General features: G+C 49.0%; 17 protein-coding genes. 4 read left to right on the forward strand and 13 right to left on the reverse strand.

Features of this window, described 5'->3' with window-relative positions; all coding sequences use genetic code 11:
• Positions 1-35: 35 nt before the first annotated feature.
• The 3 genes from NM96_11255 to recQ form a co-directional block, all read right to left on the reverse strand.
• On the reverse strand, positions 36-338 hold the full coding sequence (locus NM96_11255; GenBank protein AVR79821.1) for a hypothetical protein: 303 nt from the start codon (positions 336-338) through the stop codon (positions 36-38).
• 81 nt (positions 339-419) lie between these two features.
• A complete protein-coding gene (locus tag NM96_11260) occupies positions 420-875 on the reverse strand; it encodes a DoxX family protein (protein AVR79822.1) in 456 nt (151 codons plus the stop codon).
• A gap of 167 nt (positions 876-1,042) precedes the next feature.
• Positions 1,043-3,355 (reverse strand): DNA helicase RecQ, encoded by a 2,313-nt coding sequence (gene recQ / locus NM96_11265; protein AVR79823.1) that lies wholly within the window; start codon positions 3,353-3,355, stop codon positions 1,043-1,045.
• Positions 3,356-3,739: 384 nt separating this feature from the next.
• Here recQ and NM96_11270 point away from each other — a divergent pair, with 384 nt between their 5' ends.
• Complete coding sequence (locus tag NM96_11270) at positions 3,740-4,186, forward strand: hypothetical protein (protein ID AVR79824.1); 447 nt, start codon at positions 3,740-3,742, stop codon at positions 4,184-4,186.
• Between the two features lie 191 nt (positions 4,187-4,377).
• On the opposite strand, the gene NM96_11275 is transcribed toward NM96_11270, so the two are convergent.
• On the reverse strand, positions 4,378-4,947 hold the full coding sequence (locus NM96_11275) for a tRNA threonylcarbamoyladenosine biosynthesis protein RimN (GenBank protein AVR80334.1): 570 nt from the start codon (positions 4,945-4,947) through the stop codon (positions 4,378-4,380).
• Positions 4,948-5,002: 55 nt separating this feature from the next.
• Entirely contained in the window at positions 5,003-6,274 is a 1,272-nt protein-coding gene (locus tag NM96_11280) for a phosphoribosylamine--glycine ligase (protein ID AVR79825.1), read from the reverse strand.
• Positions 6,275-6,432: 158 nt separating this feature from the next.
• On the opposite strand from NM96_11280, the gene NM96_11285 reads away from it, so the two are divergent.
• A complete protein-coding gene (locus NM96_11285) occupies positions 6,433-6,753 on the forward strand; it encodes a DUF4298 domain-containing protein (GenBank protein ID AVR79826.1) in 321 nt (106 codons plus the stop codon).
• Between the two features lie 48 nt (positions 6,754-6,801).
• Here NM96_11285 and NM96_11290 read toward each other — a convergent pair whose 3' ends face one another.
• The 5 genes from NM96_11290 to NM96_11310 all read right to left on the reverse strand — a co-directional run bounded on the left by NM96_11290 (position 6,802) and on the right by NM96_11310 (position 11,038).
• Positions 6,802-7,413 (reverse strand): YigZ family protein, encoded by a 612-nt coding sequence (locus NM96_11290; GenBank protein AVR79827.1) that lies wholly within the window; start codon positions 7,411-7,413, stop codon positions 6,802-6,804.
• A gap of 62 nt (positions 7,414-7,475) precedes the next feature.
• Entirely contained in the window at positions 7,476-8,411 is a 936-nt protein-coding gene (locus NM96_11295) for an electron transfer flavoprotein subunit alpha (protein ID AVR79828.1), read from the reverse strand.
• 10 nt (positions 8,412-8,421) lie between these two features.
• Complete coding sequence (locus NM96_11300; GenBank protein AVR79829.1) at positions 8,422-9,171, reverse strand: electron transfer flavoprotein subunit beta/FixA family protein; 750 nt, start codon at positions 9,169-9,171, stop codon at positions 8,422-8,424.
• 214 nt (positions 9,172-9,385) lie between these two features.
• Entirely contained in the window at positions 9,386-10,366 is a 981-nt protein-coding gene (gene waaC, locus NM96_11305; protein AVR79830.1) for a lipopolysaccharide heptosyltransferase I, read from the reverse strand.
• Positions 10,367-10,402: 36 nt separating this feature from the next.
• Positions 10,403-11,038 (reverse strand): nicotinamidase, encoded by a 636-nt coding sequence (locus NM96_11310; protein AVR79831.1) that lies wholly within the window; start codon positions 11,036-11,038, stop codon positions 10,403-10,405.
• Between the two features lie 114 nt (positions 11,039-11,152).
• On the opposite strand from NM96_11310, the gene tsaA reads away from it, so the two are divergent.
• Positions 11,153-11,827: a tRNA (N6-threonylcarbamoyladenosine(37)-N6)-methyltransferase TrmO gene (gene tsaA, locus NM96_11315; GenBank protein AVR79832.1), complete on the forward strand. Its 675-nt coding sequence runs from the start codon at positions 11,153-11,155 to the stop codon at positions 11,825-11,827.
• A 101-nt stretch (positions 11,828-11,928) separates the two neighbouring features.
• On the opposite strand, the gene gap is transcribed toward tsaA, so the two are convergent.
• A complete protein-coding gene (gene gap / locus NM96_11320) occupies positions 11,929-12,933 on the reverse strand; it encodes a type I glyceraldehyde-3-phosphate dehydrogenase (GenBank protein AVR79833.1) in 1,005 nt (334 codons plus the stop codon).
• Positions 12,934-13,502: 569 nt separating this feature from the next.
• Between gap and NM96_11325 the strand changes: the two genes are divergently transcribed.
• Positions 13,503-14,417 carry a UDP-3-O-[3-hydroxymyristoyl] N-acetylglucosamine deacetylase gene (locus NM96_11325; protein ID AVR79834.1) on the forward strand — a complete coding sequence of 305 codons (915 nt, stop codon included), beginning with the start codon at positions 13,503-13,505 and terminating at the stop codon, positions 14,415-14,417.
• 134 nt (positions 14,418-14,551) lie between these two features.
• On the opposite strand, the gene NM96_11330 is transcribed toward NM96_11325, so the two are convergent.
• Together NM96_11330 and NM96_11335 are read right to left on the reverse strand one after the other, a co-directional pair.
• Complete coding sequence (locus NM96_11330; protein ID AVR79835.1) at positions 14,552-14,752, reverse strand: hypothetical protein; 201 nt, start codon at positions 14,750-14,752, stop codon at positions 14,552-14,554.
• Positions 14,753-14,760: 8 nt separating this feature from the next.
• Positions 14,761-15,708, reverse strand: a complete 948-nt coding sequence (locus tag NM96_11335; GenBank protein ID AVR79836.1) for an IS110 family transposase — start codon at positions 15,706-15,708, stop codon at positions 14,761-14,763.
• Positions 15,709-15,714 lie beyond the last annotated feature (6 nt).

Here is a 15,714-nt window from a genome sequence, read left to right on the forward strand (position 1 = left end):
GCATTTATCAATAAAATGCGGCTTTTTGTTCTAAATTATTTAGAACCGCATTTACCTTCGCCGCATTTGCCTTCAACTGCTTTGGCTTTTGCTGCTTTGGCGTTTTTAACGGAGGCTTTTTTCACGGTTGAACCGCATTTACCCTCACCACATTTGCCTTCGCCTGCTTTAGGAGCAGCGCCACATGAACCTTCAGCAGCTTTAGCCGCACCGCAAGAGCCTTGGGCAGATTTTTGAACGCCTGCTTTGCTGCTTACCGGTTTGTCAGCGGCAACAACGCCGGCAGCCAAAGACAAAGACAAAGCACCAGCAAGGGCAGCGGCTACATTTTTTTTCATATTGATTTCCTTTTTAAAGTATCAAGTTAAACAGATTAAGAATTTGAGTTGGCGCGTTTAAAGTCCGCTCCCCGACCTTTTTCATTGATTTCCGACGCGGCATTTCGGGCAGAAGCGTTTTTTCAACAGCGCATCCAGCGATAAACAGCCCGCGCCTTGCAGCAGAATCGGGATTAAAACCACGATATAAATCAAAGCCATTTTATAGCCGTTGTCGCAGACATTATAACCCGCACCGGCATGGACTGCTGCCCACGCCACTGCCGTTACAATGATCAACCCTAAGGCGGACAGGCGGGTTGCCAATCCTAAAAGCAGCAAAACCGGAAAAACCAGCTCCGCCCACATCGCCAAGTTCCAATTCACGCTGTCGGGCAGCAAATTGAACGGAAAGGGGAATTGGTCATTGATTTCGGCAAACCAGTTTTCGCCGCTCCATTTCTGCATACCTGATTCCCAAAATTCGTAAGCGGCAAACAGGCGCAAAGCCAATAAACCTAAAGCCGATTGCCACGGGGCTGTCGTATTCATTTTCATGATAACCGTTTCATAAAATCATTTCATGCCCGATTAGACGCGGCAGTCTGAAAATGCTTACAAGCGAATTGAAAAAATTTTGTTTGTTATTGTTTTATAATGATATTAATATTCAGAAGGTCGTTTGAAAACCTTTATACAGGGTTTTCAGACGACCTTTTTGATTGTTAATCCGCCGTGCAGATTTCTATGATTTCTTCGCCGTATTTTTCCAACCATTCCCCGCTCACGCCCTCTATTTTGGAAAGCTCCGTCAGAGTTTGCGGCCGGGCTTTGGCGATGGCGCGTAAAGTCTGTTTTTTGGCGACGGCATGCATCTCTCCGCCTTCATAGCGGGCGGTATCGAGACACCATTGGAACAGGCGGCGGGCGAGCTGGCGTTCTGCCTGTTTCGGCTCGGAAAGCCCGTCTGCGTAGGGGCGGCAGATGTCGAGTATTGCCTGCCCGTATTGGGCAATTCTTTCGCTGCCGATGCCGTAGATGCCGAGCAGGTCGGCTTCTTCGGCGGGCGTGAAGACGACGAGGTCGGTCAGGCTGATGTTGGAAAGGACTTTGCCCAAGGCGCATTGTTTGGCGGCTGCCTGCTCGGCACGCCAAGTTTCCAGCTTTTGCTGTAATTGCTGTTCGCGCTCGGTTTGGGGGGTGAATAGAGGTTCTTCGTTGCCCGTTTGTCCGCTTTGGTTTTCGGCTGCGTTCCCGCAGACATTGAGGATGTCGATGCCGAATTTGTTGATTTTCGCCTCACCCAAACCGTAGATTTGGTGCAAATCTTCAAGTGTTTGCGGCATTTTTTCGACGATGTCGCGCAGGGTTTTGTCGCCGCAGACGACGTAAGCAGGGACTTCTTCGGCATGGGCGCGCTGCTGCCGCCAATGCCGCAATGCCTGCCATAGGCGTTCTTCGCGTTCGGTACGCAGCCAGTTGTCTTTGGGCTTTTGCGTGGCAGCTTTTTCGCGGCGCAGCGGGCGCAACATGACTTCGGTTTCGCCTTTGAGGACTTTTTTTGCGGCTTCAGTCAGTTGCAATGCCTGATATTGGGCGACGTTGACGGTGAGGTAGCCGAGGCTGATGCACTGGCGGATGACGCTGCGCCATTCTTTGTCGGTTTGCCCGCTGCCGATGCCGAAGGTAGAGAGTTTGTCGTGGCCGTTGCGCTGTATCCAGTCGTCGCTTTTACCGCGCAGAAGGTTGGTGATATAGCCGGCGGCAAAGCGTTGTCCGGCGCGATATACGCAACTGAGGAGCTTTTGTACGAGGACGGTGCCGTCGAAGCGTACAGGCGGATGCAGGCAGTTGTCGCAATGGCCGCAAGGAGCGGATTCTTCGCCGAAATGTTTGAGCAGGAGGACGCGGCGGCAGGCGGCAGTTTCGCAGACGGAAAGCATGGCATCGAGCTTTTGCATTTCGATTTGTTTCTGCACTTCGTCGCTGTTGCCTTCGGCGATACGTTCGCGCAGCAATACCCAGTCGTTCAGCCCGTAACACAGCCAACTCACGGCAGGCAACCCGTCCCGCCCGGCGCGGCCGGATTCTTGGTAGAAATGTTCGACGCTTTGGGGCATATCGAGATGGGCAACGAAGCGCACGTCCGGTTTGTCTATGCCCATACCGAAGGCAACGGTGGCGACGACGATAATGTTGTCTTCGCGGGTAAAACGGCGTTGGTTTGCTTCGCGCACTTCCATGCTCAAGCCGGCATGGTAGGGAATCGCGTCCAATCCGTTTTCACAGAGGAATTGGGCGATGTCTTCGACTTTTTTGCGGCTGAGGCAATAGACGATGCCGCTTTGCCCTTCCATTTCTTTACGGATGAAGTCGAGAAGCTGCTTTTTGCCGTTGTTTTTTTCGATAACCTGATAATAGATATTCGGGCGGTCAAAGCTGGAGATGAATTCGGGCGCGTCTTCGAGATGGAGGAAATGTTTGATGTCGGCGCGGGTCGCGGCATCGGCAGTCGCGGTCAGGGCAATGCGCGGCACTTGCGGATAGCGTTCGGCAAGCAGCCCTAATTGCTGGTATTCGGGGCGGAAATCGTGCCCCCATTGGCTGACGCAATGCGCTTCGTCTATGGCGAAAAGGCTGATGGTTTGCTGATCGAGAAAACGCAGGAAACGGTCGGTAACGAGCCGCTCCGGTGCAACGTAGAGCAGTTTCAGACGACCTTGGGCGAGTTTGTCCGCCACTTCGCGGGCTTCTTCCACTGTTGTGCTGCTGTTGACCGCTGCCGCTTCTATGCCTGCGGCGTGCAGGCTCGCCACTTGGTCGTTCATCAGGGCGATCAGCGGCGAAACGACGATGGCGACACCTTCGCGCATCAGTGCGGGAATTTGGTAACACAACGACTTGCCCCCGCCCGTCGGCATCAATACCAACAGGCTTCCGCCGCCTGCCAATGTATTGACGACAGCCTCCTGCTTGCCGCGAAATTCGGGATAGCCGAATACTTCGTGCAAAATCTGTTGGGCGGAAGGCTGGGGCATGATGGTTCCGTAGGGAGGGAAAAGCGTTATTTTAGCGGTTTTAGACACTGCCTGCATGGGGGATATTTGAGTTATCCACATGAGGTCGTCTGAAAACGAATTATGCTTGGTTGGGTATCGTGGATTGATTTGTGATTGAGACAAGATGGCGGAACCGCCGACAATACGGATGTGGGAAACTGGTTTACCCAATGCGTTACCGTTCTCTTTAATCTCCGGCAAAGCGGCGGCATACCGGTTCCAAGTCAATCGACTAGAAAATCTGTTTTCAGACGACCTTTTCATTTTTTGGCGGTTTTAAGACTTTGCAAAGCCGATTTACTGCCCCGCCGTCTTCGCGCATAATACGGCAGTCTAATAATTTATCCTAAGCAACCGAAACTTATGAACATCAAACACTTTTCCCTTATTTCGATTTTATCGGCAGCCCTGCTCCTGAGTGCCTGTCAAACGACTACGACCACAAGCGGCGGCGTCAGCGGCAACTGGGACAACATCGGCACGATTTCCGACGGCAATATCAAGGTGGCGATTGATAAAAACAGCATCAAGAAAAACGGTACTTTGGTCACTTTCCGCGATAGAAAAACCGTATCAAAGATGAAAGAAGAACGCTTCGTCAACACGCCTGCCTACAAAACCGCCATCGGCGACTGGGAAATCCATTGCACCAACAAAACCTACCGCCTGACCGCTTTACAGCTCCTCGACGAACACGGCAAAGAAATTTCCAAACACAGCTACACCGCGACGAATATCCGCCCGATGAGCGTGATGAACGGTACGATTACCGAAAAACAATTCGAAGCCGTATGCGGCAGCAAGCTCTAATACTCAACTTATCTACATACTTATCCACAAGATAATCAAATCAAAAGGTCGTCTGAAAACCATGAATATGGGGATTCAGACGACCTTTTTGGTTTTTTTGGGAAAGTTATATTCAGGATTATCCACATTTTCTCAAATAAGCGGTTTATCGGTTCAAACCACAATTCCTAATCATCCCACCCATCCGATTTCTAACGCAAACGGACACCTGTTTCCCCATCAATAATCTGACTCGGCGACCTTTGTTTGCCGATTAAACCGCCGACTACCCATACATTCCTTCCAAACTGCCTTCTCACTTCCCGCTCCGTCTTACACGCGCGTTTGCCTGCGCGGTTGCACGAAGTTGAGACCAAAGGCGTTTTCAAAGCCTGACACAAGCGGAGCGCACCTGCATGGGCAGGAACCCTGACCGCCAGTTTGCTGCGTCCTTTTCCGCGCAATGCGGGCAAAACGTCAGCAGCCGCAGGAAGCAGAAAGGTTTTGGGCGCAGGCCATTCGTTTCTGAGCATGGTTTGAATGTTTTCAGACGACCTCTGGAGTAGGGGCTGTAATTGCTCTAATTGGTTGCCAATGACAATCATGCCTTTATGTTGCGGTCTTTTTTTCAGATGAATCAGTCGGTTGAGCGCTTTAGGCAAGGTCGGGATACAGCCTATGCCGTAGCAGGACTCGGTAGGATAGGCGACCAAGCCGCCTTTTTTAAGATGGGATTGCAGCTTGCGAAGCGTCGAAGCTGAAAGGATTCTGGGGAATAGCATGATAGGGAAGGTCGTCTGAAACGCAATCATGTTTTCAGACGACTTGTTTCTTTGATTAACGGTTGATTGCTTTGTCGGCAATGTCTTTGCGGTATTGCATGCCGTCGAAGCTGATTTTTTCCAATGCGCTATACGCCTTGGCTTTGGCTTGAGCTACATCGTCGCCCAATCCTACGACACACAATACGCGGCCTCCATTGGTCAATATGTCGCCTTTCTCGTTTGCCGTTGTGCCTGCATGGAAAACTTTGCCGATTTGGTTGGCAGCATCCAGACCGGAAATAACATCGCCTTTTTTAGGCGTTTCGGGGTAATTTTGCGCCGCCAGCACCACGCCTACGGCAGTTTGCGGGTTCCATTCCGCGGTTACGCTATCGAGTTTGCCGTCTATTGCCGCTTCAACCAAATCCGACAAGTCGCTGTTCAGACGACTCATAATCGGCTGGGTTTCGGGATCGCCAAAACGGCAGTTAAACTCAATCGTATAGGGTGCACCGCTTTGATCAATCATCAAACCTGCATACAGGAAACCGGTAAACTCATGCCCTTCCGCTTTCATACCCGCCACGGTCGGCAAAATAATCTCGTTCATCGCGCGCTCGTACACGACAGGCGTTACCACAGGTGCGGGACTGTACGCGCCCATACCGCCCGTATTCAGGCCTTTGTCACCGTCTAAAAGACGCTTGTGGTCTTGGCTGGTCGCCATAGGCAATACATGATTGCCATCAACCATGACGATAAAGCTCGCTTCTTCGCCCTGCAGGAAATCTTCAATTACAACACGCGCGCCCGCATTACCCATTTTGTTGCCCAGCAGCATATCGTCAATCGCAGCATGCGCTTCATCCAAAGTCATCGCCACAATCACGCCTTTACCTGCCGCCAAACCATCGGCTTTGATGACGATGGGCGCACCTTTCTGATAGACGTAATCGTGTGCAGCATCGGCATTTTCAAAGGTTTGATATTGCGCGGTTGGAATGTTGTATTTTGCCATAAATGCTTTGGCAAAATCTTTAGAACTTTCCAGCTGCGCCGCATATTGTGTCGGGCCAAATATTTTCAGCCCTGCGGCACGGAAATCATCCACAATACCCGCCGCCAAGGGCGCTTCAGGTCCGACGACGGTAAAAGCAATATTTTCTTTACGGCAGAATTCAATCAAATCCTGATGCGCAGTCAAGGCGATGTTTTGCAACTTGGGTTCAATCGCCGTACCGGCATTACCGGGCGCAACAAATACTGTTTCCACTTTGGGCGACTGCGCCAATTTCCAAGCCAGCGCGTGTTCGCGACCGCCATTACCGATAACCAGCAGTTTCATGCCATCTCCTTGACAAATATGTACTTTTAACGAAAACTCGACACAAGGGGACTTTTGTCCCGTTTGAAGAAATTTTAGTGGAATCAAACAAAAGACTGCTTCATTCCACTCTGCAACCTATTTGACTTATCCACGAAATTAAAAAAGGACAAGCAACCATGCAAAAACGTATTGATGAAATCCAAAGCAAATACCGCGAATGGTGTCATCTACTACCGCAATTGGAAGAAGACATCCGGCGTTGGAAACATGCCGTCGCTTTGATTCGCGATATAGACAATTTTTATACCCACGAGTATCAGGCGTGCCATCAGGCCATTGAGGACGGGGCAGAACTGGATTTGAGTACGGAAGGCGAATACAGCATTATGAGTGAAGATGCATTATGGAACGCGCTGGGCGAATTCCATCAATTGGCCTGGCTATATTTGCGCTCCAGCGTCGATGCCTTAGACAAATATACACAAGAAGATTTATGAGAGAAGAGGTCGTCTGAAATACCATCCAAAGCATTTCAGGCGACCTTTTCATTCAAAAGGCTTTTCCGTATTTACTTCAATCTGCCGAGTATTCTTCCAAGCCGAAACACAGGCCTCATAATTTGCCAACGACAAACTGACCGTCAATTGGCAATCCAACTGTAAATCCTGCTCCAATATATCTGCCTGATATTGTTTAGCGATGCGTATCGCTTCGTTCAAAAACGGATATTCACATTTCAGCCAAACGGTTTTTTCAATATTCTTTTCAACCACTTCCGCAACTGCTAACGCTTGGGCCGTTGCCTCTTTATACGCATGTATCAGGCCGGGAACACCCAATAAAGTACCGCCGAAATAGCGGACGACCACGACCAAAACATCGGTTACGCCCACCGAATCAATCTGCCCTAAAATCGGCCGACCCGCACTTCCTGACGGTTCTCCATCATCGTTGGCACGGAATTGCGTACCATCCACACCCAGACGATAGGCATAGCACCAATGCCGCGCCTTATGGTGTTCTTCCTTTAACGGATCGAGATATTTTTTCACATCAGCCAACGTCCGAATCGGATAGGCAAATGCAATAAAACGGCTGCCTTTATCTTTAAACTCAGCCTGTGTCGGGGAAGTAATGGTTTTATAAGTCGTAATCATGCTGAAATGTTTTCAGACGACCTCATTAACAACAAGGTCGTCTGAACGTTTCACGTGAAACATCAATTTTTCAATGCTTCTGTTAATTGCGGGACGATTTCAAATAAATCGCCAACCAATCCGTAATCGGCCACATTGAAAATCGGCGCATCAGCATCTTTGTTGATTGCGACAATGACTTTGCTGTCCTGCATACCGGCAACATGTTGAATCGCACCTGAAATACCGATCGCAAAATAGAGCTGAGGCGCAACCACTTTACCGGTTTGTCCGACTTGCACGTCATTTGGCGCATATTCGGCATCAACTGCTGCACGGGATGCACCAATTGCCGCACCTAAAACATCTGCCAACGGTGTCAGCACTTCATTGAATTTTTCCGCACTACCCAACGCACGGCCACCGGAGACAATGACTTTTGCCTGAGTCAGCTCAGGACGATCGGAATGGGAGAGCTGACGATTCACAAAACGGCTCAGGTTTTGAGCAGGGGTCGCTTCAACATTAACCGCCTCAGCATGACCACCTTGCGCCGGTGCTGCATCAAAAGCCGTCGCACGGAAGGTCAGCACCAATTTCTCTGAATCGGCTTGCACGGTTTCAAATGCATTCCCTGCATAAATCGGGCGCACAAAAGTCGTGTTATCCACAACCTCGGTCAAATCAGAAATTTGCGGCACATCTAATAATGCGGCTACGCGGGGCAGAAGGTTTTTACCGAATGTGGTTGCCGTTGCTGCAACATAGCGGTAATCCGCTGCCAATTTGACAACCAGCGGAGCCAGTTCTTCAGCCAAACCTTCGGCATAATGGGCAGCATCCGCAACCAAAACTTTTTCCACACCCGCTACTTGTTTCGCGGATTCCACTACGGCCGATGCGCCGTTTCCGGCAACCAATAAATCGACTTTACCCAGTTTGGCAGCAGCGGTAACGGCATGCAAAGTGGCAGGATTTAACTGTTTGTTGTCGTGTTCAGCAATAATCAATACACTCATTTCAGTCTCCTCAAATCACTTTGGCTTCGTTTTTCAATTTTTCAACCAATTCGGCAACGCTTGCTACTTTTACGCCTGCCTGACGCGCTTTAGGCTCTGCGAATTTCACCGTTTTCAGACGAGGTGAAATATCGGCAACCAAATCGGCAGGAGCCAGTTTTTCCAAAGGTTTTTTCTTTGCCGCCATGATATTGGGAAGTTTGACAAAGCGCGGCTCGTTCAAACGCAAATCCGCACTGATAACAGCAGGCAGTTTCAATGCGATGGTTTCTTCGCCGCCATCGATTTCGCGCACAATCTGCACTTCGTCGCCTTCAATTTGTACTTTGGACGCAAACGTACCTTGCGCCGCATTCAGCAAAGCAGCCAGCATTTGCGCCACTTGGTTGGCATCATCATCAATCGCTTGTTTGCCCAAAAAGAAAATCTGCGGATTTTCTTTGTCCGCAACGGCTTTCAGCAACTTGGCAACTGCCAGCGGCTCCAATTTCGCATCGGTTTCAACATGAATTGCACGGTCGGCACCCATCGCCAAAGCTGTACGCAACGTTTCTTCGCATTTTTTCTCGCCCAAAGAAACCGCTACGATTTCGCTTACTTTTCCGGCTTCTTTCAAACGGACGGCTTCTTCCACAGCGATTTCGTCAAACGGATTCATCGACATTTTGACATTGCCGATATCCACATCCGAACCATCGGCTTTTACACGAACTTTGACGTTGTAGTCCACTACGCGCTTTACTGCGACCAGTGCTTTCATTGAATTCTCCTAAAAAGAACGTTGCTTTCACCATCCAGCAAAACCAAACCTTCTTCTCTATAAAATCAAATCCGTTTTCCTTAAAAACGAATTCATTCAGAAATCTTTCAGATAATGATTGCCGATTATACCATTTTTAAAGCATTTACTCAGGCTGAAGGATATACATTCCTGTACTCAACAAACTGGAAAATGTCATGCCGCTATATCAGTTTCAGACGACCTTTGAGCCTTCATCAGCAGCCACACAATCCATCAACGTTTGATAAACCAAATCCGCAGTCGGAATCTGCCCGATATTGCCCAAATTTTTTGCAACAGCCGAAACTTGAACGCCTGTTTTAATCGGATCAGTATCGGTATAAATACCGACCACAGGTTTTTCCAAAGCATTTGCCAAATGCAGCAAACCGGTATCCACACCGATAATTCCGACCGCGTGTTTCAGCAGATACGCCGCCTGCAATAAATTCATTTTATCGCACACAATGGCAAATGGCAGTCCGTCTGCAATTTGTCCGGCACGCGTTTTTTCAGTTTCATTTCCCCACGGCAGGTAAACATTGCATTGTTGTTCTTCATTCAGTTTTTGCAGCAACGCCCGCCAGTTTTCCACAGGCCATAACTTACTGTCCCGGCTGGTCGCATGCAAAGCCGCATAATACGGCTGCTCTAAACTTTTCAGACGACCTGCTTCAGGAACGGTCAAACCGAATACCTGCGTTTCCGGTATTGCATATCCAAATACTTGAGCGAACAGCTCACGGTTGCGCCAAACGGCATTTTTCCCTTTCGGTACGGCGTATGTTTTCGCATACGCCAACGCAGCCAACCCCTCACGCGCGCTGTTTTTATCTAAACCATAAATAGGGGATTTTGCCATTTTGGCGAAACACGCGCTTTTAATCAGACCTTGACTGTCCAATACAAAATCAAATGCTTCCTGCCGCAAGGCCTGTTTCAGACGACCTATTTCCTGCCAAGTTTCTGCTTGAAAAAGATGTTTGCGCCATTGCCGCCATTTCATCACATGGATTTTTTTTACGAACGGATGCAGGCGCGCAATATCCGCAAATCCGGCTTCACACAACCAATGGAGTTCCACATCAGGGCATTGTCGCGCCAAATCTTCGATTGCGGGCAAAGTGTGAATTAAATCGCCCATACTGGACAAGCGGACAAGCAAAATTTTCATATTTAAGAAGTGTGTTTCACGTGAAACAATTTTAACTTATTGATTATTAATATATTTTTTAATTTCTTCAGCGTTTTTTAAGATAATTGCACCGGCAGAACGCATTTCCTGCCATGCCGTTTCGATGGTATCCGGCGCAATGCCCCGACAAGCCGCTTCATTGACGATAACCTGCCAATTGCCGCCTTTTAGCAACTGCAAAACCGTTGTTTTCACACAATAATCCGTAGCCAACCCGCCGACAATGACCGTATCCGTATTTTGACAACGCAGCCATTCAATCAGCCCTGTGCTCAGTTTTTCCTCGATATCGTGAAAACACGCGCCGTAAGGATGCAATTCAGGATCAACGCCTTTCCAAACGCAATAATCGTATTCCTTGGCAGAAGGCAGTCCGTCCAACAATTCATAGCCGCGCGTACCGACCATCGCATGAGCCACCCAAGTCAAATCCGCATCGGGCAAACCTGTCGGCTTTAACATATCAACAGGGTTATCCACAAGCCATTTTGCTGCCGCATGATGCGCATCTTTCGTCATCACGCGCAAATCCGCCAAAGCGGCTTGGGCATTCAACTCTTCGACAATCAAATGCCCCTCGTTCACAGGCAGCTCTTTAGGACACAAAGGCGTAAAAGTTTTTTGTGCATCAACATCAATGGAAACAATCATCTCATCATTTCAAAGCGATTAAAATGCCCTGTATTATAACAAATTACTGCCCAAAAGCGGTAAAACCGGCTGTGATAAGATAACGTTTTTCCAAAAAACTTGTCCACAATCCTCATGACTTACACCATCGTCCCCATCGCCACCGCCCGCTCGCCCTACAAACAGAAATTCGGCGTCGCCCGTCAGCCCGGATTGGTTCCCGCCGCAGAGGTCTGCATCGAGCTGAATCCCGAATTTACCGCAGACAGCGTACGCGGACTGGAACACTTCGATTATGTGTGGATAAGTTTTATCTTTCACGGCGTATTGGATGAAGGCTGGGCACAAATGGTGCGTCCGCCACGGCTCGGCGGCAAACAAAAAATGGGCGTATTCGCCACACGCAGCCCCCACCGCCCCAATCACCTCGGACTATCGCTCTTAAAACTCGAACGCATCGAAACCGGTAAACCCGTCCGCCTCTATTGCAGCGGCGCAGACCTGCTGGACGGCACACCGATTATCGACATCAAACCCTACATCCCCTTTGTCGAATCCAAACCCGACGCCTCATCCGGCTTCGTCAGCGGCAAACCCGAAGAGCTTGAAGTCGTATGGTTGGAAAACATAGGTGCGGAAAATTTATCTACCAGCACCCAAAACCTGATCAGCCAAAGCATAGCCCAAGACCCGCGCCCCGCCTATCAGAATATTCCCGAACGGATTTACGTCATGAATATAGAGGATTATGAAGTCAAGTTTCAAATTGAGGGAAACCGCGCGACGGTTATTGGGATAAGCGTTGTTTAAATTTAGTGATTGATTTCATTAAACAAGGTCGTCTGAAAAAATTTTCAGACGACCTTTTTCTCTTACTTATCCACAGACTGGTTTACCCAATCCGAAATCTTTTAGATTTTACCTGCGAAGTATTCCAAAGTGCGGACGAGTTGGCAGGTGTAGGACATTTCGTTGTCGTACCAGGCGACGGTTTTCACCAGTTGTTTGTCGCCTACGGTCATCACGCGGGTTTGGGTGGCGTCAAAAAGCGAGCCGTATTCGATGCCGACAACGTCGGAAGAAACGATTTGATCTTCGGTGTAGCCGTAAGATTCATTGGCGGCAGCTTTCATCGCGGCGTTGATTTCTTCTTTGGTCACGGGGCGTTCGAGGACGGAAACCAATTCGGTCAGCGAGCCGGTGGCAACGGGGACGCGTTGGGCGGAGCCGTCGAGTTTGCCGTTCAATTCGGGGATAACCAGACCGATGGCTTTGGCGGCGCCGGTGCTGTTGGGCACGATGTTGAGCGCGGCGGCACGGGCGCGGCGCAAATCGCCTTTGCGGTGCGGCGCGTCAAGGGTGTTTTGGTCGCCGGTGTAGGCGTGGATGGTGGTCATCAGGCCTTCAACTACGCCGAACTCTTTTTGCAGGACTGCCGCCATCGGGGCGAGGCAGTTGGTGGTGCAGGAAGCGGCGGAGATGACGGTTTCGCTGCCGTCCAAAATGTCTTGGTTCACGCCATATACGACGGTTTTCACGTCATTGCCGCCGGGGGCGGAAATAACGACTTTGCGCGCACCGGCGCGAATGTGGGCTTCGGCTTTGGTTTTGCTGGTAAAGAAGCCAGTACATTCGAGGACGACGTCTACGCCCAATTCGCCCCAAGGCAATTCTTCAGGATTCGGATTGGCGAAGACTTTGATTTCTTTGCCGTTCACCACGATGGCATCGTCTTTCAATTCGGCAGTACCTTGGAAGCGGCCTTGGGTGCTGTCGTATTTGAAAAGGTGCAGCAGCATTTCGGCAGGGGTCAGGTCGTTGACGGCGACGACTTCGATGCCTTTGGCTTTTTCAATTTGACGCAATGCCAGACGGCCGATGCGGCCGAAACCGTTAATCGCTACTTTGATGCTCATTTTGATACTCCTGTCAGTAGGGAAAGGGATAAATTTCAATAAGGGCTATTGTAGCCTGAAATAAAACTACTACCTAGAATTACACGATGCTACTTTTAAAATGTTTGATTTAAATAAAAAAACCGTGAAATAGGTCGTCTGAAAATGCAGATTGGTACGGTTTGTCCCCATATTTAGGGATAAATTTTGGTTGTTTTTAAAATTAATATGTAATTATTTAAAAAAATGATGATGGTGATGAGTGTATCCCCGCTTTGTGGATAACCTTATTACTGATTGTATAATCAAATTGTTGCATTCATTTAAAGGCTGCGTTCAAGTTTTGTTTTTTATGAGAACAAAGTCGGATAATCTGTAATCGTTTGAATTTTTCTGTGGATAAAATCGGATTTTTCCACTCGGATTACACGGTATATTGTGGATAATCTTACCGGTACAAAGGGTCGTCTGAAAAATCTATGGTTCTGAAACACCTACATTAGCAAATACTATTAAAAATAATGGATTATTTTTTCCTTTTTATCGTATTATCCAAATATCAAACCAATTATTGAATAAGGAGGCGGTTTATGCTGCAACGAACTTTGGCAAAATCCATCAGCGTAACCGGCGTCGGGCTGCATTCGGGCGAACGGGTCGCGCTGACCCTGCACCCTGCGCCCGAAAACAGCGGGATTTCCTTCCGCCGTACCGATTTGGACGGCGAAATGGGCGAAACCATCAAACTTACGCCCTACCTCATCAACGATACGCGCCTGTCGTCCACCATCGTAACCGACAAAGGCGTGCGCGTCGGCACGATCGAACACATCATGTCCGCGCTGTCCGCCTACGGCATCGACAATGCGCTGATTGAGTTAAACGCGCCCGAAATCCCGATTATGGACGGCTCCAGCCTGCCGTTTATTTATCTTTTGCAAGATGCGGGCGTTGTCGATCAAAAGGCGCAAAAGCGGTTTTTGAAAATCCTCAAACCTGTCGAAGTCAAGGAGGCGGGCAAATGGGTACGCTTTACGCCGTATAACGGCTTTAAAGTTACGCTGACCATCGAATTCGACCATCCGGTTTTCAACCGCAGCTCGCCCACTTTTGAAATCGATTTCGCGGGCAAGTCCTACATCGACGAAATCGCGCGCGCGCGCACCTTCGGCTTTATGCACGAAGTAGAAATGATGCGCGCCCACAATCTCGGGCTGGGCGGCAATTTGAACAACGCCATCGTGATTGACGATATGGACGTTTTGAATCCGGAAGGTTTGCGTTATCCCGACGAGTTCGTCCGCCACAAAATCCTCGATGCCATCGGCGATTTGTATATCGTCGGACACCCGATTATCGGCGCATTCGAAGGCTACAAATCCGGCCATGCCATCAACAACGCTTTATTGCGCGCAGTTTTGGCGGATGAAACCGCTTACGAATGGGTGGAATTCGCCGACGACGAAGATTTGCCGTCCGCCTTCCACGAGCTGCCCGCGGCTTGAGATAAGACGGTGTACAAAAAGGTTGTGGATGATTGTTTATCCACAACCTTTTTATTCAATAAAGGTCGTCTGAAATCTTGATTTTAAGTTTTCAGACGACCTTTCAATAAAACAAACCATCTCCCGCCAATATTTCAGACATGATTATCCACATGGCTATCTAATCTATCCTTATGAAAAATAAAAAGATTATATTTTTTCTCAAATTTTATACACATTTTATCCATAGCTTTTCTCCAGCAATAAAAAAGATAGTGTATTCCACCGTCAACAACATTTACATATCTTAAAGATACACAAGGTCTGCGCCCCGATTTTTCGGGGCGTTTTTTCATGCCGCTGTCTAATTTCGGTATCGGGAACGGTCGTAATCTTTACCTGTTTTATACAGTTGGTAGGCAATGACGGCCAGTTTTCGCATTATGGCGACTATTATCAGCTTCGGGGGCTTTCCCCTCGCTTTGAGGCGGGCTGTAAAGGCTGGAAAGGCGTTCATACGGTAAGCGACGAGGGCGGGCATATACAGGGCTTTACGGGCGTTCTTTTGCCCCTGTTTTGATATTCGGGACTTTCCTTTGACGCTTGTCCCCGAATCTTTGATTTTTGGGTCTAAACCGAGGTAAGCGGCAAATTGGTTTTGATTTGCAAAGTCGTAGCGTATGAGTTTGGCGAGCAGGGCAGAAGCGGCGGATTCGCCTATACCGTCTATGGTTTTCAGGCGGTTCTTCTTTTCGTTGTATATTGGATTTTGGCGGTAGAAGTCTTTGAGTTCGTTTTGTACGGTTGCTATAAGCCTGTTCAGATGGTCTATTGTGGTCTGTATGTGATGGCGGATAGTATCGGGGGCGGTTTGGTGTTTGGTCTGCTCTGCGGCTCTCTGCTGCTTAAGGCGAGCTATATAGTCTGTGATGGCTTGGAGGTATTCTTGCTCTTCTGTCGGCGGCTGCCATGCTTGCGGCTGCATTCTTCGACAGTATTCGGCTATCAGCCTAGCGTCCTGCCTGTCGGTCTTGGTTCGTGTCTGTTCGGCTTCTCTGAAGCCTTTTATCTTGCTTGGATTGACTATGCTTACGGTGTGTTTCTGCCTTAGGTGGGCGGCTATGGCTTCGTGGTAGATTCCTGTCGATTCGCAACAGCAATGCACTGCTTCGGCTGTGTACTCCTGTATCCAGTCGTCCAACCGTCCGAATCCGTCCTCTGTGTTGTCAAACCTCCGTTCATAAAAAATGCTGTCTGAAATCAGACAGCAATCTATGGTTTTCTTTGATACGTCTATCCCTAGGTAGTACATTGTTTT

Source organism: Neisseria mucosa (assembly GCA_003028315.1).
GTDB classification, from domain to species: Bacteria; Pseudomonadota; Gammaproteobacteria; order Burkholderiales; family Neisseriaceae; genus Neisseria; species Neisseria mucosa.